Source organism: Paraburkholderia polaris (assembly GCF_012927345.1).
In the GTDB taxonomy this organism is placed as follows: domain Bacteria; phylum Pseudomonadota; class Gammaproteobacteria; order Burkholderiales; family Burkholderiaceae; genus Paraburkholderia; species Paraburkholderia polaris.
In genome coordinates this window covers 24,420-45,730 of sequence record NZ_JABBGJ010000058.1, presented here as the reverse complement: position 1 = coordinate 45,730, position 21,311 = coordinate 24,420, and the positions used below count along the sequence as shown (strand labels likewise).

The following is a 21,311-nucleotide window of genomic DNA, read 5'->3' as shown; positions in this document are numbered from 1 at the left end:
CACTCATTGGAACATGTATGGTTTTTGCGGGACTCACATGGTAAAGGCGGCGGTGCTCGACCGGCTCTGGACGCGAATGAGCGAGCGCGGCGATTTCCCCATGCTGTCGCAGTCGCTGCGCACCACCATGGCGGCGATGAACAACGACGACCTCGACTTCACCGGCCTCGTGCAGGTCGTGTTGTCGGATTTCGCGTTGACGCAAAAAGTGCTGCGGCTTGCCAACTCGGCCATGTACATGGCGTTCGGCGGCAACATCACCACTGTGTCGCGCGCGCTGATGGTGCTCGGCATGGACGCGGTCGGCCATCTGGTGGTCGGCCTGAAAATCGTCGATCACTTTCATCACAGCGCGCCGCGCCGGATCGACGCGAAACTCGAATTGAACCGCACGCTGTTGTCGGGCTGCGTTGCGCGCAAGCTGACTGAGCGCGGCGATCTGCGCGCCGGGGAAGAAGCCGTGGTCTGCACGCTGATGCGGCAGATCGGCAAGCTGCTGGTGGTGTTCTATCTCGACGCCGAGTGGGATCAGATCCGCCGGCATATCGAAGACGGCACACTCGAAGCCGATGCCTGCGTACTGGTGCTCGGCGTTACGTTCGACGAAATCGGCGCCGAAGCTGCGGTGCGCTGGCGCTTGCCCGACATGATCCGTTCCGGCATGGGCGAGTTCGACCCGCTGGATGTCGAACAGCCGCGCCAGGTGCAGTGGCTGCGCGCCATCACCAATTATTCGACGGCGGTTGCCGACGTGCTGACCCAGCAGAACGTGCCGGACTGGCAGCGCGAGGAACGCATCGCCGAACTGGCGCAGGAATACAGCCACGCGCTGAACACCGATCCGGAAGTGCTGCATCAGATGAGCGTCGCGCTTGCCCGCGAAGAAGGCGGCGACGGCGTGATGGCCGAGATCGTCGAGTTGCGCGCCAATGCGGACGCAATCGCGCGCGAGGCGCTCAATCCAGAAGCGCGCATCGCGGCGGGGGTGGGCGATCTGCGCGGCCTGCCCGACGGCAGTGCGCTCGCGCCGGCGCTGGCGCTGGCCGCGGAAACCGTGCTGGCAGCGCTCGGCTTTGCGCGCACGGTGGTGTTCGTCAAGCACAGCAACGGCACCTTCAAGGCGCGCCTCGGGCTCGGCCCGAAGATCGACGCGGCGCTGCCGAAGCTGACCTTCAACACAGCCTTCGAGCCCGACGTGTTTCATCTCGCGATCGCGAACTCGGTCGGCATCTTCATCGAGAACGCACGCGACCCGAAGATGGTCGCGCGATTACCGGAATGGTTCCGACGTTCGTTCGACGATGCCCGCGCCTTCGTGCTGCTGCCGGTAGTCGACGAAACCGATCAGACGGTGGCGCTGTTATACGGCGACTGGTCTCATACGCAGGAGCCGCGCCGGATATCACAGAAGGAAATGAGCGCGTTGAATGAATTGGCAAAGGAGTTAGGACGTTTTTTCGGCTTGGGGCAGATGCGGGAAATGGAGACGACGTGAAGACGTGGCGTGATCGTTGATCACGGTGCTTCACTCTTTCCGGTTTTGTATTTGCCCTAAGTCGAGTTTGCCGAGGCTCGCCGCCAGACTCAGGCGCGCCACGAACCAGTCGGACAGCGTCGCGATGCGTTGATGCCGTGCGGCGACGAGCGCATCTTGCGCGTGCAACAATTCAATGATGCTCGCCACGCCGGCTTTATAGCGCGCCTGCGTGGCATCGAACGCGAGGGCGGCGTTTTCCTGCAAGGCGTCGGCCTGCCGCACGGCTTGTGCACCTGCCTGCACCGCCTCATAGCTCTTCCAGACATTCAACGCGACTTGCTGTTCGGCCTCGGCGACGTTCGTCTGCTGAAGCGCCGTCTGCGCCCTCGCCTCGCGAATCCGGTAAGTCGAGCCGAAACCCTCGAACAAAGGAATCGTGACCCGAACGCCGACATAACTGCTGCGCGACGTCGAGGACATCCCTCCAGTTGTACCGATCGATGCCGTTGGCCGATTGCTGCCCGAAATCCCAGCCTCGAGACGAACGCTTGGCAAAGCTTGCGCACGCATGCTGTCCTCCGAGGCCTCCGAGGCGTGCAGTTCGGCACGCGCCGCCTGCAGACGGGGATGGTTATCGAGCGCCTGATCCAGGAGCGTCCTGATCGGGTCCAGTTGCGGTGTGGTTCTCTGCATGGCAGCCCGCACATCCGCCAGCACGATCGGCACATCCGGACTTAACCCCATGTCGATCGCCAATGTACCGATCGCTTCATGCAGCGCGCTTTTTGCCTTAATGACGCTCAACGTCGCCTGATCATGTGCTGTGCGGGCTTGCAATTCGTCAGCGATCGACGCGACGCCGGAGTGCGTCCGAGCCTGCGCGGCCGCGAGACTTTGCGCCGCGTTGGCTTGTGCTTCATGTGCTGCTTCGGCTTGCGCTCGTGCGGTCACCGCGGCGAAATAATCGTGGGCGCTTGTATAAAGCACATCGAGCACCGCGCCATTGAACGATTGATTTGCGGCGATCATCAATTCACGCGCCTTCCTGACTTCCGCCGAACGCGCACCAAAATCGAACACGACCCATTCGAACGCCAACTCGGCCGCCCGTGCCGTGCCGTTGTACGATTCCTGCACTGCCAATGTGTTTGCTGACGCAGTGCTCGCTCGGTTGAGCGAGCCATTCAAGTTTCCCGACAGCGTCGGCCATTGAGCGGCCTGCGCTTCACCCAAACGCGCGGCTTGAACCTGCGCGCTTGCCCATGCGCGGCGGGTCAGCGGATTGCGGCACAACGCACGCGCCGCCACGTCCTCAAGTCCCAGCGGTGCGCTCGGCAAACCAAATTCGCAAGCCGCCACACCCGTGACCTCCGAAACGGTTGAAGCAACTGGCGGCGCAGTAATTTCGAATCGAGTGCCGAGAGGATCGAAGGCACCTGCCCCAACCTGCGCGGCCACCCAGGTTGGCAGGAGCGTAGCGGCAGCAGCAAAGAGACGACATAAGGCGAGCGACTTGCGCTGCGCTGATCGATGCTGACTAGCGCTCATGCAAACTCTCATCGACCCGCGTCAACAAAGGGCTCAGAAAATATTCGATCAATCTGCGCTTGCCCGTTTTGATCTCGACGCTCGCCGCCATGCCGGGACTGAGCGCGACGCGCTGACCGTCGATCATCATGCTCGACCGCTGCAGTTTGAGCCGCACTGCGTAGATCAAGCCGCGTTTTTCATCCTCGATCGCATCGTGTGAAACGCTGACCACCTCGGCCGGCAACGTGCCGTAACGGGTGTACAGAAAGGTTTCGATTTTCGCAGCAGCGGCTTGCCCCACGGCGACAAACCCGATGTCCTTGTTCTCCAGGAAAGCTTCGATCTCGGCGGGATGTTCGTTCGGGACAATCACCATCAAAGGTTGGGCGGCAGTCACGACGCCACCGACGGTATGCACCGCAAGTTGCTGCACGGCGCCGTCCACCGGCGCTTTGAGCGTCATGAAGCGATCATGCGCGTCTGCCTTGATGTACTCCTGGCGAAGCTCGGCCGCTTTTTGCGTCGCGTTGCCGAGGTTTTCGAGCGTCGCTCGGCGGGTCGAAGCAACAAGTTCTTCGCGTTGACGCCGCGCGCTCACGATCGCGGCGCCTATCTCGCCCATGCGGCTTTTCTGCGCGGCCAACTCGCCTTCCTGCTCGATCCGGACTTGCTGCTTCTCCAGATACTCATGACGTGAAACGTAATTCTTCGCCGCGAGCTCGTCGAAATCCGCTTCGCGGGTGCGGGCGATTTGCAACGTGCTTTGTAGCCTGCGGATCACCGCGCCGACAGTTTGCAGTTCGGCTGCATTGCGCGCGATTTCCGCGTCGAGACGCGCAAGCTTTGAACGAAACTCGGCGAGTTCGCCATCGAGAAAACGCTGCTCCTGTTCGACACGAGCCTGCGGCGGCAGCAGTTCGGCTGGCACTTGCGCATTTGTCCCGATCTCGATGCGTTGAGCCGAACCGCTATCAATACCTTTGAGCAACGCGCTGGCGCGCGCGGCGCTGAGCCAGCTTTCCGCCCAGTCGTCGCGCAAACGCAAACGATCCGCCGACGAAGCTGTCGAGTCGAGTTCGACGAGCACATCGCCCGCATTTACCAGCTTGCCGTCGCTGACATGGATCGCGGTGACTTTCGCCGTTTCTATCGACTGGATGATTTTCGCGCGGCCGTCCGGGACGATTTTTCCTTGCGCTGTCGCGACAATATCGATCTGGCCGAACACGGCCCATAGCAATGCGATCAACAAGAGCGAGACGATCGTCGCCATTGCAACGCGTGGCAACGGCGAAACCGGACGGCGTTGCAATTCCAGTGCCGCGGGGAGGAATTCAGATTCACCGGCTAACCAATGCGGTGCGTTCCGCTCGCGCACACGCCAAGCCGCGCGCCATACTTTCAGATACTGGCGCGCCATGTCCCGAGCCGCACCTAGCCATAGCAGCGCACGGATCGTCATACGCCCGCCTGCAAATTCCACAGCTTGGCGTAGGCGCCCTTTGCTGCAAGCAGCGCGTCGTGCGAGCCTTGCTCAATGATCGCCCCGCGCTCCATCACGATGATCCGGTCTGCCCGCCGCACGGCTGACAAGCGATGCGCAATCACCAATACTGTGCGTCCCCGGCAGATTGCTCGCATGTTGTCCTGCACGATGCGCTCCGACTCGTAGTCGAGCGCGCTGGTCGCTTCGTCGAAGATCAGAATGCGTGGCTCGTGCATCAGTGCCCGGGCGATGGCGATGCGCTGCCGCTGGCCGCCCGATAGTGTCGAGCCATGTTCACCGACTGCCGTGTCGTAGCCTTCCGGCAAGCCGACGATAAACTCATGCGCGCCAGCCAGTTTTGCGGCACGCATCACAGCATCGAGTGGCGCGCCGGGATCGGTCAGGGCGATGTTGTCGCGAATGCTCCGGCTGAACAGCACGTTCTCCTGCGACACGACGCCGACTTGACGCCGCAATGACGTCGTATCGATCAACGCGAGGTCCTGTCCGTCGATCGTGATGCGGCCTCGCTCCGGTGTATAAAGCCGCTGCACGAGTCTGGTCAGCGTGCTCTTTCCCGAACCGGACTGACCGACGATGCCAATCACCTCACCTGCCGCGATCGACAGATTCACGCCGCTGAGAATCGCGGGGCCGTCCGCGCGATAGCGAAACACGACCTCTTCCAACTCGATACGTCCTTTGACGGCAGGCAACGCACTCTTTGCGCCGGCCGCTTCCGTGCGGCTATTCAAAATGTCACCGAGACGCGCAACGGAGATACCTGTTTGCTGGAAATCGGTCCATAGCTGAGCGAGCCGCATGATCGGCCCCGCGACCTGACCGGCCAGCATGTTGAACGCGATCAATTCGCCGACTGTGAGCTTGCTGTCGATCACGAGCCGCGCACCGACCCACATCAGCGCCACGGTGACGAGTTTGTTCACGAGGCTGACGCCGCCACTCGCCCAGATACCGACCGTTGCGGCGCGAAACGTCGCGCCGATATAGGCTGCAAGCTGGTTGTCCCATTGACGCGTCCATTGCGGCTCGACGGCCATCGATTTGACCGTGTCGATACCGCTAATCGTTTCGACGAGGAACGACTGATTTTCCGCGCTACGGGCGAACTTCTCGTTCAGACGGCGGCGCAGCACGGGTGTGCAAGCCACCGAGAGCAACACGTAACAAGGCAGCGACACAAGCACGATCAACGTGAGCCAACCGCTGTAGAACAGCATTACCGCGATGAAGACGAACGAGAACAGCAAGTCCATCACGAGGGTGATTGCGTTACCGGTCAGAAACGCGCGAATGTTCTCCAACTCGCGCACGCGCGCGACTGAATCGCCGACGCGTCGTGCCTGAAAATACGCAAGCGGCAATTTGAGCAGATGGCGGAACAGACTTGCTCCGAGCTCGACGTCGATGCGGCTCGTGGTGTGCGCGAACACGTAGCTGCGCAGCGCGGTGAGCCCAACGTCGAATAGCACAACGATAGTGAGACCGACGGCGATCACGTCGAGCGTGGTCAGCCCGTGATGCACCAATACCTTGTCCATCACGACCTGAAAGAACAGCGGTGTGATTAGCGCCAGCACCTGGATAAAGAACGAGACGACCAGCACCTCGGATAGAAGACGCCGGTATTTGATTAAGGCCGGAATGAACCAGGTGAAGTCGAATTTCGTCAGCTCGCCGAGCATCGATGCTCGTGAGGCGAACAGGATCACCTCCCCGGGCCAGTCGCCTTTTAGTACTTCCATGTTGATAGAGACGGGCTGCGCGGCATCGGGGCGCTGTATGACCGCTTTGTTCTTCTCTATGCGGCCGATGACGAAAAAGTCGCCGGCCTGGTCAATAGCGACAGCAGGCAGCACAACACGGTCCAGACGATCCCAACGAACCTTTGTGTGCTTCGCGTTGAGTCCGAGCGATTTTGCGGCAAGCAGAAGCTGAGTCGTGTCGAGTGGCGCGGCTCCCGGCTTGAACTCGTGCGCCAGTTGATCAGGATCGGCCGCGATGCCGTGATAGCGCGCCAACATGACGAGACAGAAGATACCTGGGTCAATGGAAGGAGCGGCGGATTTGAGCGGAGAGTGCTGCGTATGTTCGCTGTGCGGCGTATTCAGGACGGCGTCGGGTTGCATTCGGTATTGCTTTCTGCGTGCTGCGGGTAGGCCGGTCGCGCGACATGGCTATCGCGCGACCCTGAGCATGATGGTTCGAACTAGAAGCAGTTGGCTGCGATCGGTGGAGTCAGCGCCTGGCTTGCGCCCTGCTGCCACGCCGAGTCGGCCATAGCCGGTGGCGCGATGCTCGCCATCGTCTGGATCAGCAGATCCAGTTTGCTTTCGATGTACGCCGATGCGTTCGCCGTGTCCGGGGCGAAAGTTCGCGTCGCCGACATGAGCTTCGGCTGCGTTGCGAGCGCCTTTGCGTTGATCGTGGCCTTGTCCCACGTGGTGCCGTCGGCAAAACGGAACTGTTCGACGCCGTAAGGAAGAGTCGAACCGCTCTCGTAGAACTGCATCTTGATACGAAGCACGTTGTCAGAACCCGACAGCGTGACCAGCAGATCCGTGCTGTTGCTGTCGCGACGCACGGTGACGTCAGCGGGTTTGACATCGGCGTCGAACAGTACGACGTCGGTGTCCTTGCAGTTAGGGTCGTAGGCCTCCTCGATCGTGTCGTTGCCCGAATGACGGCCGAACAGATACGTGTCGCTGCCCGTGCCACCGATCAGCAAGTCGTTGCCCGCGCCGCCGTCGAGTATGTCGTCGCCGTTGTAGCCGACTAGCACGTCGTTGCCCGGTGTGCCTTGCAATGCCATCAGGGCGACGGTTTGCTTATCCCAGATCGTGCCGTTGGCGAATTTGAACTGTTCGATGCCGTACGGGAAGTCCGAACCGCTCTGGAAGAACTGCATCTTCACACGCAGCACATTGTTCGAGCCGGCAATCGTGAGCAGCAAATCCGCGCTTTGGCCGTCGCGACGCACGGTGACGTCTTCCGGACGGATATCTGCATCGAACAGCACGACGTCAGTGTCCTTACCGCTGGGGTCGTAGGCCTCCTCGATCGTGTCGTTGCCCGAAAGGTGGCCGAACAAATATGTGTCGCTGCCAGTGCCACCGATCAGCAAGTCGTTGCCCGCGCCGCCGTCGAGCACGTCGTCGCCGTTATAGCCGACTAGTACGTCATTGCCTGGTGTACCTTGCAATGCCATCAAGGCAACGTCCTGCTTGGTCCAGATCGTGCCGTTGGCGAATTTGAACTGTTCGATGCCGTACGGGAAGTCCGAACCGCTCTGGAAGAACTGCATCTTCACACGCAGCACGTTGTTCGAGCCGGCAATCGCGATCAGCAGATCTGCGCTTTGGCCATCACGACGCACCCTCACGTCTTCTGGACGGATATCGGCATCGAACAGCACGACGTCGGTGTCCTTGCCGCTCGGGTCGTATGCCTCCTCGATAGTGTCATTGCCGGAGTTGCGGCCGAACAGATACGTGTCGCTACCGATGCCGCCGATCAGCAGGTCGTTGCCTGCGCCGCCGTCGAAGATGTCGTCACCGTTGTAGCCAACCAGCACGTCGTTGCCCGGCGTGCCTTGCAATGCCATCAAGGCAACGTCCTGCTTGGTCCAGATCGTGCCGTTGGTGAATTTGAACTGTTCGATGCCGTACGGGAAGTCCGAACCGCTCTGGTAGAACTGCATCTTCACACGCAGCACGTTGTTCGACCCGGCAATTGTGAGCAGCAGATCCGAGCTTTGGCCGTCACGACGCACCGTCACGTCTTCCGGACGGACGTCGGCATCGAACAGCACGATGTCAGTGTCTTTGCCGCTCGCGTCGTACGCCTCCTCGATCGTGTCGCTGCCGGAGCTGCGACCGAACAGATACGTGTCACTGCCTGTGCCGCCGATCAGCAAATCGTTGCCGGCGCCGCCGTCGAGTACGTCATCGCCGTTGTAGCCAACCAGCACGTCGTTGCCCGGCGTGCCTTGCAATGCCATCAAGGCAACGTCCTGCTTGGTCCAGATCGTGCCGTCGGCAAACTTGAACTGTTCAACGCCGTAGGGGAAAACCAAACCGCTCTGATAAAACTGCATCTTGATACGCAAGACGTTGTTCGAACCGGACAACGTGACCAGCAGATCAGCGCCTTGACCGTCACGACGCACAGTAACGTCCTGCGGCCGGATGTCCGCGTCGAAAACCACCGCGTCGGTGTCGTTGCCGTACAAGTCGTAGGCCTCTTCGATCGTGTCGTTACCCGAGTGCCGTCCGAACAGGTATGTGTCGCTGCCCGTTCCTCCGACCAACAGGTCATCGCCTGCGCCACCGTCAAGCACGTCATCGCCGGCACCACCGTAAAGCGTATCGTTGCCGTCGCCGCCTAGCAGGATGTCGTCGCCGCTGCCGCCGTTGAGCACGTCCTTGCCTGTGAAGCCGATCAGAATGCTGCCCGACATCGGGCCACCGGTTGCGGCGTTCAGCGCGCCGCTGCCGAATGAGATGCCTAGTCGACCAAGCGCCTCGCGCAACGCGTCGCTTTGGTGCGCTTCGACATAACTGCGGAGTTCCGCGCCGATGTCGAAACCTTGTTGCAGCCAGTTCACGCCGAAAGCTTTCGTCAACCCGGCCAGCACGAACGCGACATCCGCCGCGCCGACCACGCTCTCGGCCGCTTTCAGTTTCGACATCATGCCGCTGAAGTCCACGTGCACCTGACCTGCGTCGTTGACGTCATACGCGATTGCGTCGAGATAAGGCTTCCAGACCGTCTGCATCGCGATGGCTTTGTACACCGACTCGACAAGCGTCGACCAGGCGTTCGACACATATTCGCCGCGTGTACCCGACAGGCTTACCGTGCCTTGCGCGTTCGCGCCCAGCATCGTGCCGGACATTTTTTCGAGCACCATGAGACGGCCGAGCCAATCGGCGTCGGTAGCCAAGCCCGTGATTGCCCGCTTGCCGGCTTGTTCCAGTGATTGAGAGGTGGTCATACCCGATGTCGCCGCCCACGCCTTGAGCAACGGCTCGATTAACGCTTGCTGTTCAACCGCGGTCTTTGCATGCGTGATCCGGTCGAGCAGCGTGCGCAATGCAGCACCTTCCGGGGTATCGAGGCTCGCGGCTTGCCAGAGGTCGCGCACATTGCCTGCGCCCTGCACGTACGGCATCGCGATCACATCGTCACGCAGCGGGATGGTCGTATCGAACTTCTGATGTAGCGTGTCCTGCCCGAACCAGATTTCCTGCATGTCCCGTTCGACGGGCACGCCGTCGACGATCTGCACGAATGAGCCGGTGCCGCGCACCATGTTGCCGTTTTCGAGCGTGCGGATGGTTGCGTCTTTGCTCAGGTTGATCGAGACGATGCCGAGTTCGTCGAGGCTCAACAGTTCGCCGGATTGTGAGGCGCCATCGCCGTTTGCATCGCGCCAGATTCTTAGTGAAGACCAGATCGCGTCGTTGCGGTCGATGATGCCGTCTTTGTTTAGGTCGAACTCTCGGAGTGCGTCGAAGCCGTTCGCGGCGAGGGTGCCGTTCGCTAGCGGTGTGAAGTTGCTGAAGAGTTCTGCGCCCGAGTCGATCGTGCCGTTGTGGTTACGGTCGAGAACGAGGAAACCGTCGCCCGCGCTGATCCAGCCGGTGTGTGTGCGGCTGCCGCTGGCGTCGAAATCGAAGTAGGCGGTGGAAGTGTCAGGGTTAGTGGTGTGGATGCCGTCGCCGTCGATGTCGAGGATGAGGGGGTCGACGAGATTGGCACCAAAGAAGTATTCCTTTGCGAATTTCAGGACGTCGTCGTACTTGCCTTTAAGCCAGTTCGAGAATGCATCGGCGAAATCTCCGACACCGGTAGCGACAGAGTTCAGCATGGCGCCAATGTCACCTACGGCATCACTAATTGCGTTTCCAAGCGCACTTTGTAAGGCGGCCGCGGCGTCTAGCATGTCATTGATGACGCTCGTCGTTTCGTTTCCAGCAAGCATCGACGCGATGCTGAGGCCGACGCCGGCGACAAGAAGGGCTGCGCCCACTCCGGCGAGTCCAGGGACAGCCGCACCGCTGACGATCGAGAGTCCGGCGACGTTCAGCATGACTCCGCCGATCAGCGAGGACGCATCGCCAATTGCCGCGTATAAGGTTCCAGTGCTTACCGTACCATTTGGAACTTGCGACGCGAGATCGGAAACGTCGTTGACCAGAGCCGCAGCGCCAATCAATGGTCCGAACCAAGCAATACTGCCAACGGATGTTCCAACGGGAAGAACAGACCTTCCCACGGAGCCCATCAAGCCATCAACGAATTGAAGGGTTGACAGTGCCGCTTGATATCCCGAACCCTTCTGCCCCTCAGCGACGGCACCAACCGACTTTCCAACCTGCGCAGCGTTTTGACCGTTCGCCAACTGGCCAATAGCAATGCCGATGTAATCAACGTTCAAGCCCTTCATAACACTACCCCTCGACTTCCGATCCAGTTTTCAGATAAAAATCTTACGTAACACGATAAAATAAATTAAAACCATAGAAATCAACAAAAATTTGCAAAAAATCGGACTATTCTGCGACTCGTAGTATTTAACTGCTCGATCAAATGCCAATACCTCTTCTTCACCTTGACGGACCTCAAAAACCTGTCGCTGAGAAAATGCCCAAAAACTTCTCTTCTGAACGTACCAACCAATAACCACTTGCTTGCCATCGATATTTTTCCCACCCCGGATCTCCTGGGGACAAAACCCTACGTCCAAACCAGACTGACGATATCCGCAGTGATACGTCCCTCCGTCCGCATCTCCGATCAGAGATATGTATTCACCTCCCCTGTATATTTTTCCAAACTTTACGACACCCGATGAATAGCTGAGCATTTCACGCATGGGTGGACTGTAGAGCAATACCCTGATTGGCCCGCTTCCGAAATAGAAAACAGCCATCGTCAGGCAAGTAAATTTAAATAGCTTAGCAAGCATATTTACGATTCGCAGATACGGAAGATTTCTAGCAACATAAAACAATCACTTGCCACGGAACAAGTGTGTTCGACTTATCCAAATTCACATTTAATACCGCTTGAGTTGCCAACCAAATGCATGTGCGCGCCAGCAATGCAACGAAACCCGATGCGTAGCTACGCATCAGACGGATAGGGACCAGCCGAGAGATACCCTGATCCGACTTATTACATCGGTAAATTACAGCACTATTTCATCGAAGGCAAAATGAAATATTCTAAATTGACAAAAAATTACCCAATTGCACAAATGGCCTGCCAGCCAGTTAGTCGATAACCACGCATCGTCTTAAATTTTCCTAATAAATATCGAATAGATTGAGACGACCTCCAATGCTATGGGATGCGCAACGATGCGCCGTCCACGCGAAAGGCGCATATCCGCACCAACATTTCCTCAGCGCTCAGCACTTCTTCCGCCGAGCCAACCGGTGGTCCCGAGTTACCACCCGACATCCTCAACCACGACCACCGAGGATGCATTCCACTCACTGCCCTATCGTCTTCCCGGCAGCCCACTGCCCGACTAGAGTTCGCGCTCACCGACTCTTATTCACCCGCACAGCCCCCACCTACTCGATATTCAAAACCCGCACTCCAGTCAAGCGCACGCCAAACCTGTTGACGTATTCGTCAATCTCCACCCGTTGCCCTACCTGCCAATCGTTCCGCGAACCGGTGCCGCAGAAGCGGATTTCGCGCTTGAGTGTCGGCTCCAGCAGATATACCGGTGTGCGGCATCCTTTCGTCGATGTTTCTGATCGCAAAACGAAGGTCTGAACGGCGCGTACCTGCCCCGGCGTCCAGCGAAACTCGATCAGGTTAGCGAGGTGAAAGAACACTGCAGCGACGCAGGAGATGAACATCCCTACAACTAGCGTATGTGCCGCTCGCAGAACACCTGGCACTCTCAACGCTTGGACCGGCCAGTTGCGACGCCTCACTACCACCGCAAACTGAATCAAGCACGCGGTCGCTAATACGCTGGCGCCGAGTGCCCAGGCACCTATGTAAGCAGGGTAAAAAAGCAGGTAGTCGGAAACGAGCACGAGTAAGTCAACGATCGATACACTCCCCACTGCGACTAGTCCAAACAACAATCGGCGTCCTACCGGCACACTCGTTTGTGGCACAACGCGACGGTTTGTGGCGCCCAGCCATCCACGAATGCCACCAAAGATATGGCGGACAGTGTGAACGTCCTTCGACGTGTAGATGACAAAGCGCGCGCCGTGTGGTCCAACCAGAATGATCGATGAATTAAGCCTCACTCCACGGCGGTGGAAGCCAATCGGTTCATCAAACTCTGCCGCGGGCCCCGTGAGAATTACACCGGGCCGGTCTCCGAATTGCACGCGCTGAAATCCGTGGCGAACATTGCCGGAACGATCGACGATGATCGGCGGCGCCGTTAGACCAGCGATCAAGATCCTGCGAAGAACAAGCGCACTCATGCCGAGCGCAGCGGGCAACCAGAACCAGCGAGTGCCAAATAGTCCGCCGCCTCTTATCGCCACGATAAGAGGCGCGATCAGTACCAACAGCGCCAAGACCAACAGAAGAATATTGATGATGAAAAATCTGACCCGATAGCCGGTCGAAAACGTTATCTGGAAAGCGTCAGCAGCGCCGTTATAGCTGACAGAAGCAGCCATGGGTGCGATAGATGTGTCAAAGGGATGGCAACCAATCCTTTCATACCGAAAGATTGACCCGAAATCTATCGCATCTAACCAAGGTGCGCTATCGGTCACTTCTGACAGCGCCGTCAGGATTCAAGGAAAGTGATTGCCTCAGCCCTCGGCCAAGTACTCACTCAAGCCACGGCACGTCGTAAACGCAAAACGGCGAAGCCGTGCTTCGCCGTTTTGCAATAAATTGCCTGCGCCTCTCAATCGACATTTGGGGGAAGACTGCATCTACTTGCGCCGCGACATTCCCGCCCGCGCTTTAACGCACGTCAGCCAGCAATTGGCCAACCGACCTCCCCCCTCAATCCTCAATCCTTTCCAACCCCTCCGCACTACGATCCGCAACCCCAGCCCAAGCCCCCGCAGCCAGCCCGAGCAGCGCGATCTCTTCCACCGTCAACGGTTGCAAGCGCGCGCACAAGGCATCGATCTCATCCCACGCCCCACGCTCGAGCGCTTCGACCGCCGTCAGCAGCAACCCCAGCACGCCCTGCCGATGCAAGATGCCCGCCTGAATCGGCCGCGATAGCGTCAGCACATTCAGCGTGCTTTCGAGCGAGCCGCCGAACACCGCATCGACAAACGAAAACACGCCGGTCAGAAACGCCGCATCGGCTTCGTCGCGCCCGGCGTCAGGCAAGCGTTCGATTGCCAGTTCCATGAAACGCGCCCGGGTCGCCGCCAGTTGCAGCAGAGGATCGTCTTCGAGCGCCACCTTGCGGCCATCCGCATACAACAGCAATTGCGTCCAGCGCGCGATCCGATTCGTGCCGGTCGCGTTGATCGCCTCGCGCAGCGTCGTGACCCGGTGGCCGACTGCAAGGCCGCTCGAATTCGCGAGCTTCATCAGATGCATGACCAGCACCGGGTTCAGCTTGAGTTCGGCTTCGAGTTGCGCGACGGTTGGGTCGCCTGACAACAGTTGCAGCAGATTCAGCAATGCATGCCGTGGCGCACTGACACGCCGCGTCGTCGAGGTCTGCGCACGCGCGAAGAAATACCCCTGGAAACGGTCGAAGCCGAGCTCTCGCGCCGCTTCGAAATCGGCCTGCGCATCGAGACCCAGCGCGATCAACAGCTTGCCCGCTGACTTGAGTACGCTCGCCAATTTAGGCAACAGCGCTTTCGGCACGCGCGTGAAATCGATCTTGACGACTTCGGCGTAGGGCAACAGCTTCGCGAACGTCTCGTCGGGCTGCGTCACCTCGTCGAGTACGAAGCGATAGCGCCGGCCGTGCAATTGAACGATACGCGCGATCAGCGCATCGTCGACCTCGATCGACGGCGACAATTCGAACATGAAGCGGTCGGTGGGCAAGCGCAGGATCGAGTCGTCGAACAGCATCTCGCGGCTTACATCCACGTAAGCGGGATGCCCGGTGAGCGCACCGCGCACATTGCTCTGGATCAGACCGCGAATCACGGCGCGCGCCACGAGCTGCGCCGGCTCGGGCGCGCGGCCCGGCAATGCATCGGCATCCGTAGCCGAATCAGCGGCCGGTGCTGCACCCGCGTCAGGTTCGGCGACCGCAGGCAACGCCGGCGCGCGCACTTTGATCTCATATCCGCACAGCATGCCGTCCCGATTCAGAATCGGCTGACGCGCGAAGCTGGCGTTCAATTGCGCATCGTCCGTAGCACTCGTCTGGCTCGGATTCTCGATTGCGATGCTGGTCATTCCGGTCCCCCGCTACGCGCCGCCCAGGCGCTTCCTGCTGTATTGTGGTTTTCGCTGCACCGCTCACGCCCATCCAGGCCCTGAGGCCTTTGCGCGTGCGGTGGGCCCGGCGATTTTAGCGCAGGCCGCCGGGTGCGGACATGTCAACGCCGCAATATCTCTAAATAATTGGATGCCCGCCTCGCTGAAGGCCGGGAAAGAATCGACGATACTCTTGTGCAGTGCAAAAGCGTTCCACCGCCCGCGCTACCCGCCTTCAACCACCAAGGAAAATCATGGACGTCAAAAGCGTGCTGTCAAATGCCTTCGCGATGCCGATCACGAGCCCGGCGTTTCCGATGGGTCCGTATCGTTTCATCGACCGGGAATTCCTGATCATCACTTACCGCACCGATCCGGACAAACTGCGCGCCGTGGTGCCCGAGCCGCTCGAGATCGGCGAGCCGCTCGTGCATTACGAATTCATTCGCATGCCTGATTCAACCGGCTTCGGCGACTACACGGAAAGCGGTCAGGTTATCCCGGTGTCATACAACGGTGTGGCAGGCGGCTACACGCTGGCCATGTATCTGGACGACCACCCGCCGATCGCCGGTGGCCGCGAGCTGTGGGGCTTTCCGAAGAAGCTCGCCAAGCCCGTGCTCGAAGTGCACACCGACACACTTGTCGGCACGCTCGATTACGGCCCGGTGCGCATTGCCACCGGCACGATGGGCTACAAGCATCGGCAACTGGATCTCGCGCAGCAACAGAAACGCCTCGAAACGCCGAACTTCCTTCTGAAGGTGATTCCGCATGTGGACGGCACGCCGCGAATTTGCGAGCTGGTGCGCTACTACCTGCAGGACATCACACTCAAAGGTGCATGGACGGGTCCCGCCTCGCTCCAATTAGCGCCGCACGCGCTGGCGCCGGTCGCGGAATTGCCGGTGCTCGAAATCGTCGAGGCACGGCATCTGATTGCCGATCTGACGCTCGGACTCGGTGAGGTCGTATTCGATTATCTACAGCCGCGCTGATCAGCAACGCTTTCGGCACCGCAGCGTGCCGAGCCATCTTGAAAACGGCCGCTTGCGGCCGTTTCTTATTTCGAGATGCTAAGTTAAGAATACTTTCCAATAATCGAAAAGATTTGATGCTGGTATTGCGAATAATCAACAGCACGACGCACGCTAGAATCAATCCATCACAGCCGAAGGCCAGACCCAAGCCCGCATTCTAAATGCGGTGTCCCACCGCTATCTGCGACCAACCTTTCATCATATTTACTTCGTTATACGAATTACATAACAGAATAAAAATCCAATCGAATAGCGAGCCACCCTTCACCTCCACCACAAAAGACAACCCTCACCATGAAAATCAATTCCGTTTTGCTCAACGCGTTTTCCATGCCGGTGACAAGCCCTGCATACCCCATGGGCCCATACCATTTCGTCGACCGGGAATTCCTGATCGTCACCTACCGCACGGATCTGGCCAAGCTGCGGGCCGTCGTGCCGGAGCCGCTCGTGGTGCACGACCCGCTGGTGCATTTCCAATTCATCCGCACGCCGGACTCCACGGGATTCGGTGACTACACCGAGAGCGGCCAGGTCATCCCGGTGACACTCGACGGCGTCGCCGGCAGCTACACACTGGCCATGTATGTGGACGACCATCCGCCGATCGCCGCCGGCCGCGAACTGTGGGGCTTTCCGAAGAAGCTCGCGCGACCGGATCTCGGCGTTCACACCGACACGTTGGTAGGTACGCTCGACTACGGCCCGGTGCGCATCGCCACCGCCACCATGGGCTACAAGCACTACTCGCTCGACCTCGCCAAAGAGCGTAAGCGGCTGGAAATGCCGAACTTCCTGCTGAAAGTGCTACCGCATGTGGACGGCAAGCCGCGCGTGTGCGAACTGGTGCGCCACTATCTCGACAATATCGAACTGAAGGGCGCGTGGACGGGGCCGTCGTCCCTGCAACTATCACCTCATGCGCTCGCGCCGGTGGCCGATCTGCCAGTACTTGAAATCGTCGAGGCGCGCCATCTGATTGCCAATCTCACACTCGGCGCAGGCCAAAGCGTATTCGACTATCTGGACCACTCGCAGATCGTCGCGGCGCCTGGCAACCGCCGTGTGCGTGCTTCTTCATTGAGTTTTTTCGGGGACTTAACTAAGCATGTCTAAATGATGAGCAGCGTCATTGGAAAGATCGCTGTCGTGACCGGCGCGGCCGGCGGCGTCGGCAAACAGATTGCGCTGGCGCTGGCACGCGCCGGCGCGATTGTCGGCGTCGCCGACCTCAACTTGCAGGGAGTCAAGGAAGTTGCACAACAGATCCGAAAGAGCGGCGGCACGGCCGTCTGCATGGCAATGGACGTCACGAACGAGAACGCCGTCAACGAGGGCATCGATCGGGTGGTCGCACAGTTTGGCGCGCTCGATGTCCTCGTCGCGAACGCCAGCGTCGAGATCATCAATCCGCTTGAAAGCAATTCGTTTTCCGACTGGCGGAAGATGCAGGCGACCCATGTCGACGGGGCGTTTCTGACTACGCGTGCGGCGCTCAAGCACATGTACAGGGACGACCGCGGCGGCGTTGTGATCTACATCGGCTCGCTGGATGCGCAGGACACGTCGCCGCTGATGGGCGCCTACGCGGCGGCGAAACACGCCTTACTCGGAATCGCTCGCGTACTGGCCAAAGAAGGAGCGCGGCACAACGTGCATTCGTATCTGGTGTGCTGCGGCGCTGGGGACGACGATGTGGTCAGGCACGTGGCGCCTGGCGGCGGCGCCGAAGCCACGTTTGCGACCGCGCACGCAGTCGCGCAGACGGCCCTGCACCTGGCGGGCAACGCAACCCGCCCTTCAGCGGCGCACTCGTCGCTCGACTGTGTAAAGTGACGCTGCAATGCAAACCGGCCGCGCAGGCGGCCGGTTTGCATACAACGGAAAACAGCGGTCCAAGCCTTACTTCAACACGACCTTCACGTCGAAGTACTTGGCTGCGAAGCGGTCGATCGTGCCGTCCGCCTTCAGTTCCTTGAGCGCCTGGTTCAGCGCGTCCTTCAAGGCCTTGTCGCTCTTGCGGACGCCGTAGCCCACGCCCGCGCCGAGCAGCTTCTCGTCGGTGACGGCCGGGCCGGCGAATTCAAAGCCTGCGCCTTGCGGCTTCTTCAGGAAGCCCTTCGAAGCGGCTTCCGCATCCTGGAACGCGGCGTCCAGACGGCCCGATGCGAGATCGGCGTAGATCTGATCCTGCGTCTGATACGGCACGACGTCGACGCCAGCCGACGCCCAGCGCGCCTTCGCGTACGCTTCCTGAATCGTGCCTTGCAGCACGCCGACGTGCTTACCCTTCAGCGAGGCCGCTGTAGGCAGCAGACCGCTGCCCTTCTTCGCGATCATCTGATTCGGGATCGTATAGATCGGATCGGTAAAGTCGATGGCCTGGCGGCGCTGGTCGGTGATCGTCATGTCCGAGTTGATCGCGTTGAACTTGCGCGCTTCCAACGCCGGAATCAGGCCGTCGAACGAATTCTCGACCCACACGCATTTCGCTTTCAGCTTTGCACACACAGCATTGCCGACGTCGATATCGAAACCTTGCAGTTCGCCCGACGGCGACTTCGATTCAAACGGCGCGTACGACGCCTCGACGCCGAAGCGCACTTCCTTGATATCTGCCGCCGATGCCGAGCCTGCTGTTACCGTCGCCGTCGCGAACAGCGCGAGCGCGGCCATGTTTCGCCAATTCATCTTCATTACGGGTGTTCCTCTACGGTATTGAATAAGACGGAGCCGAATCCGGGCAAGCATGATTGCCGCGCCAAAATTGCGATTCAAACTCGTGCGGCCGGTGTGGTGCAGCGCAACAGCCGCGAGGGCGGGATTGTACAGGCTTCGCAAAGCACGCCTGGCGGGCGAGGACATCGCCCTCTTTCACGCGACACCGAATCGATGCACGGCGAAGGTGCAAATTCGTGTCGCGTTCAGGCAAGCGTTAGTGTGTGAAGGAGGTGAAGCGGCGTGCGGTTAAACGAGCTTCGAGAGCGTGTCCTGCGTCGTCTCGACCACCATCAAACCGGCGCGCAACCCCGGCTTGACCGTCGCGTTCGGAAACACGATACGCTCTTCGTCGTGACGGACGGTGTAGCGATACTCGCCATCGCGTGCGAGCAAGGTGCCCTTCACGAAGGGCGTGAAATTCGGCACATCTGCGGCAACCAGCAATTCGAACGCGTCGCTGTGCTTGGTGAGCTGGTCGATCACAGTGAACACGCGCGGCATCGCCGCGGGCACGTTGCCGTTCTTCGTACCGGCCAGCAGATGGCGCAGCGCTTCGTCCGCACCGGCGAAACGCGTCAGATCGTTCTGACCGAACGGACGCACCTTGCCGAGTTCGAGGGTACACGCCTCGGCGCCACAGGCCTGCGCGGTGAAGTGTGAGTACGTGTTGCCCTTGGTGGTGTGCAGCAGGACCGCGCTGATGCGCGCTTCACCGAGCCACTCGAACATAGCGCGCGAAAACGGCTTACCAGTGTGCGGCAGCAAGGCGAATTGCTCGAAAGCCGACGGGCGGATCGCCGTATGCATGTCGACGTGCCATCGGGCGCCCTGCTCTTGCGATGCAGCGGCAAAGAACTGTGTTGCCGCACGCTCCAACGCGGCCGCTCGCGGCGCTTCGTGGCTGTGCGGCACCTGCTCGTGACGGCCGCTGAAAAGGCGGTTCAGATCGTCATCGCGATACCGGCACGCGTCACGCATTGCATCGACATTGCCGAGAATCACCAGCAGGCGGCAGGTCAGCGCGGCGCGGCCCTGTGCGATATCGCGCACAAGATACGAAAGCAGTTCGATCGGCGCGGTCTCGTCGCCGTGCACGCCGGCTGATGCGAGCACGCTGCGAGCGGCTGCGTCGTGCGAAGCCGGTTCGAGTTGCAAAATGCCGTCGTCGAGCCACGACCAGCGCACGCCGTTGTTGGCACACGCACCCTGCGTTGCCTGCGCGCCAGGCCGCGTCCCCGCCAACGTGTAGGCGAGGAAATCGTCGAGCATCGGAGCCGGCATGCCGTGCTCAGCGCTGGAAGTCATACAGCGAGCCCAGACCGAGAATCTGCGTCAATTCGTCGAGCGCGGTGCGCGACTCGGCGAGCAATTGCGGATCGGTCAGATCGGACGGTGCGAGACGATCGCGGTAGTGCTTTTCGATCCACGTATCGAGGCGGCCGAACAGGTTGTCGTTGATCCACACGCCAGGCGTCACCGCCGCGCGCTCCGCATCGTTCAACACGACACGCAGACGCAAACACGCCGGACCGCCGCCGTTCTTCATGCTTTCGCGCAGATCGAACACGAGCACGTCGTCGATCGGACCGGTATGCGAAGTCAGCTCGTCCAGATAGGCGCCCACGCGCGCGTTCTCGCGACATTCCTGCGGCACCACCAGCACCTGCTTGCCGTCCGGGCGCGTCAACAACTGACTGTTGAACAGGTACGACGTGACCGCGTCGGACACGCTCACTTGCGCGTCCGGTACTTCGATCACGTTGAACTCGGCCTTCAGCCCCGAGAGCTTCGTGCGCAGTTCGTCGTACACCGCGTTCTGCTCGACAAACGCGAGCTGGTGGCAAAACAGCGTATTGCGATTGCCGACCGCGATCACGTCGTTATGGAACACGCCCGCGTCGATCACGTCGGGGTTCTGCTGCGCATACACGGTGGCCGCTTCTTTCAGACCGTGACGATGCGCGACCGCGCGGCTCGCTTCGAACGTCTGACGTGCGGGAAAACGCTTCGGCTCGGGTCCGCGGCGATATTCGCTGCGGCCGTACACGAAGAATTCGACGCCACGTGTGCCGTATTCCGAGCAAAAACGCGTGTGGTTCGCCGCACCTTCATCGCCGAGTGCGGGTGTGCCAGTCAGCGCTTCATGCACCGCGAAACGATCGGCGTCGCTGAAGATTGCGCGCAAGGTACGGCGCGTCGATTCATGCTCGATCGCGCGATGCAACTTGCTGCACAGATTGGCCGGCGTGAAATGGACGCGGCCGTCGTGCGTGTCGGCCGACGGACTCACCGTCGCCGCATTCGCGGTCCACATCGCCGAAGCCGAACTCGCTGCGGCCAGCAACTCGGGCGCGTCTTTGGCGACGCGTGCGATCACCGTCGCGTCGTCGCCCGAAAAACCGAGTTCGCGCAACAGGCGCATCGAAGGACGCTCCTGCGGCGGCAACACCCCTTGATGAAAGCCGAGATCGGCCAACTGCTTCATCTTGCGCAGGCCCTGCTTCGCGGCCGCTTTGGGGTTGGCAACCGACTTCTCGTTGTTCTGCGAGGCGACGTTGCCGAACGAGAGTCCCGCGTAATTGTGGGTCGGGCCGACGAGACCGTCGAAATTGGCTTCAGTGGCTTGCATCGT

13 protein-coding genes and 1 pseudogene are annotated in these 21,311 nt (G+C 60.1%); 4 read left to right on the top strand and 10 right to left on the bottom strand.

Annotation, left to right across the window (positions count from 1 at the left end):
- The first annotated feature begins 37 nt into the window (after positions 1-37).
- Positions 38-1,495 carry an HDOD domain-containing protein gene (locus HHL24_RS38225; protein WP_169490486.1) on the top strand — a complete coding sequence of 486 codons (1,458 nt, stop codon included), beginning with the start codon at positions 38-40 and terminating at the stop codon, positions 1,493-1,495.
- A gap of 30 nt (positions 1,496-1,525) precedes the next feature.
- Here HHL24_RS38225 and HHL24_RS38220 read toward each other — a convergent pair whose 3' ends face one another.
- The 7 genes from HHL24_RS38220 to HHL24_RS38190 form a co-directional block, all read right to left on the bottom strand.
- On the bottom strand, positions 1,526-3,025 hold the full coding sequence (locus HHL24_RS38220) for a TolC family protein (protein WP_169490485.1): 1,500 nt from the start codon (positions 3,023-3,025) through the stop codon (positions 1,526-1,528).
- The gene (locus HHL24_RS38215; RefSeq protein ID WP_169490484.1) at positions 3,015-4,469 is read right to left on the bottom strand and encodes an HlyD family type I secretion periplasmic adaptor subunit; all 1,455 of its coding nucleotides are present in this window, start codon (positions 4,467-4,469) and stop codon (positions 3,015-3,017) included. Before HHL24_RS38215 ends, HHL24_RS38220 begins: the two co-directional genes overlap by 11 nt.
- Positions 4,466-6,643, bottom strand: a complete 2,178-nt coding sequence (locus tag HHL24_RS38210; protein WP_169490483.1) for a type I secretion system permease/ATPase — start codon at positions 6,641-6,643, stop codon at positions 4,466-4,468. The genes HHL24_RS38215 and HHL24_RS38210 overlap by 4 nt, the downstream gene beginning before the upstream one ends.
- A gap of 80 nt (positions 6,644-6,723) precedes the next feature.
- Positions 6,724-10,608: a calcium-binding protein gene (locus HHL24_RS38205; protein ID WP_169490482.1), complete on the bottom strand. Its 3,885-nt coding sequence runs from the start codon at positions 10,606-10,608 to the stop codon at positions 6,724-6,726.
- A 387-nt stretch (positions 10,609-10,995) separates the two neighbouring features.
- Positions 10,996-11,487 carry a hypothetical protein gene (locus HHL24_RS38200; RefSeq protein ID WP_169490481.1) on the bottom strand — a complete coding sequence of 164 codons (492 nt, stop codon included), beginning with the start codon at positions 11,485-11,487 and terminating at the stop codon, positions 10,996-10,998.
- Positions 11,488-12,100: 613 nt separating this feature from the next.
- Positions 12,101-13,183, bottom strand: coding sequence for a hypothetical protein (locus tag HHL24_RS38195; RefSeq protein ID WP_169490480.1), 1,083 nt, complete (start codon positions 13,181-13,183; stop codon positions 12,101-12,103).
- Positions 13,184-13,520: 337 nt separating this feature from the next.
- Positions 13,521-14,897 carry an EAL and HDOD domain-containing protein gene (locus HHL24_RS38190; RefSeq protein WP_169490479.1) on the bottom strand — a complete coding sequence of 459 codons (1,377 nt, stop codon included), beginning with the start codon at positions 14,895-14,897 and terminating at the stop codon, positions 13,521-13,523.
- Positions 14,898-15,172: 275 nt separating this feature from the next.
- Between HHL24_RS38190 and HHL24_RS38185 the strand changes: the two genes are divergently transcribed.
- The 3 genes and pseudogenes from HHL24_RS38185 (at position 15,173) to HHL24_RS38175 (ending at position 17,794) form a co-directional block, all read left to right on the top strand.
- A complete protein-coding gene (locus HHL24_RS38185; RefSeq protein WP_169490478.1) occupies positions 15,173-15,916 on the top strand; it encodes an acetoacetate decarboxylase in 744 nt (247 codons plus the stop codon).
- Between the two features lie 336 nt (positions 15,917-16,252).
- Positions 16,253-16,984: pseudogene (locus tag HHL24_RS38180) on the top strand (acetoacetate decarboxylase); the annotation flags it as partial.
- A 93-nt stretch (positions 16,985-17,077) separates the two neighbouring features.
- Entirely contained in the window at positions 17,078-17,794 is a 717-nt protein-coding gene (locus HHL24_RS38175; protein ID WP_169490495.1) for an SDR family NAD(P)-dependent oxidoreductase, read from the top strand.
- 66 nt (positions 17,795-17,860) lie between these two features.
- On the opposite strand, the gene HHL24_RS38170 is transcribed toward HHL24_RS38175, so the two are convergent.
- From HHL24_RS38170 to astB, 3 genes are all read right to left on the bottom strand, one after another.
- Positions 17,861-18,655 carry an ABC transporter substrate-binding protein gene (locus HHL24_RS38170; RefSeq protein WP_169490476.1) on the bottom strand — a complete coding sequence of 265 codons (795 nt, stop codon included), beginning with the start codon at positions 18,653-18,655 and terminating at the stop codon, positions 17,861-17,863.
- Between the two features lie 270 nt (positions 18,656-18,925).
- Positions 18,926-19,984 carry a succinylglutamate desuccinylase gene (gene astE, locus HHL24_RS38165; RefSeq protein WP_230417746.1) on the bottom strand — a complete coding sequence of 353 codons (1,059 nt, stop codon included), beginning with the start codon at positions 19,982-19,984 and terminating at the stop codon, positions 18,926-18,928.
- Complete coding sequence (gene astB / locus HHL24_RS38160) at positions 19,968-21,308, bottom strand: N-succinylarginine dihydrolase (RefSeq protein WP_169490475.1); 1,341 nt, start codon at positions 21,306-21,308, stop codon at positions 19,968-19,970. Before astB ends, astE begins: the two co-directional genes overlap by 17 nt.
- Positions 21,309-21,311 lie beyond the last annotated feature (3 nt).

Excerpts from the sequence above, each read along its gene's own strand:
- HHL24_RS38215 (WP_169490484.1), bottom strand. The coding sequence starts at position 4,469 with ATGACGATCCGTGCGCTGCTATGGCTAGGTGCGGCTCGGGACATGGCG.
- HHL24_RS38205 (WP_169490482.1), bottom strand. The coding sequence starts at position 10,608 with ATGCTGAACGTCGCCGGACTCTCGATCGTCAGCGGTGCGGCTGTCCCT.
- astE (WP_230417746.1), bottom strand. The coding sequence starts at position 19,984 with ATGACTTCCAGCGCTGAGCACGGCATGCCGGCTCCGATGCTCGACGAT.
- HHL24_RS38175 (WP_169490495.1), top strand. The coding sequence starts at position 17,078 with ATGAGCAGCGTCATTGGAAAGATCGCTGTCGTGACCGGCGCGGCCGGC.
- HHL24_RS38200 (WP_169490481.1), bottom strand. The coding sequence starts at position 11,487 with ATGCTTGCTAAGCTATTTAAATTTACTTGCCTGACGATGGCTGTTTTC.
- HHL24_RS38185 (WP_169490478.1), top strand. The coding sequence starts at position 15,173 with ATGGACGTCAAAAGCGTGCTGTCAAATGCCTTCGCGATGCCGATCACG.
- astB (WP_169490475.1), bottom strand. The coding sequence starts at position 21,308 with ATGCAAGCCACTGAAGCCAATTTCGACGGTCTCGTCGGCCCGACCCAC.
- HHL24_RS38210 (WP_169490483.1), bottom strand. The coding sequence starts at position 6,643 with ATGCAACCCGACGCCGTCCTGAATACGCCGCACAGCGAACATACGCAG.
- HHL24_RS38170 (WP_169490476.1), bottom strand. The coding sequence starts at position 18,655 with ATGAAGATGAATTGGCGAAACATGGCCGCGCTCGCGCTGTTCGCGACG.
- HHL24_RS38190 (WP_169490479.1), bottom strand. The coding sequence starts at position 14,897 with ATGACCAGCATCGCAATCGAGAATCCGAGCCAGACGAGTGCTACGGAC.
- HHL24_RS38220 (WP_169490485.1), bottom strand. The coding sequence starts at position 3,025 with ATGAGCGCTAGTCAGCATCGATCAGCGCAGCGCAAGTCGCTCGCCTTA.
- HHL24_RS38195 (WP_169490480.1), bottom strand. The coding sequence starts at position 13,183 with ATGGCTGCTTCTGTCAGCTATAACGGCGCTGCTGACGCTTTCCAGATA.
- HHL24_RS38225 (WP_169490486.1), top strand. The coding sequence starts at position 38 with ATGGTAAAGGCGGCGGTGCTCGACCGGCTCTGGACGCGAATGAGCGAG.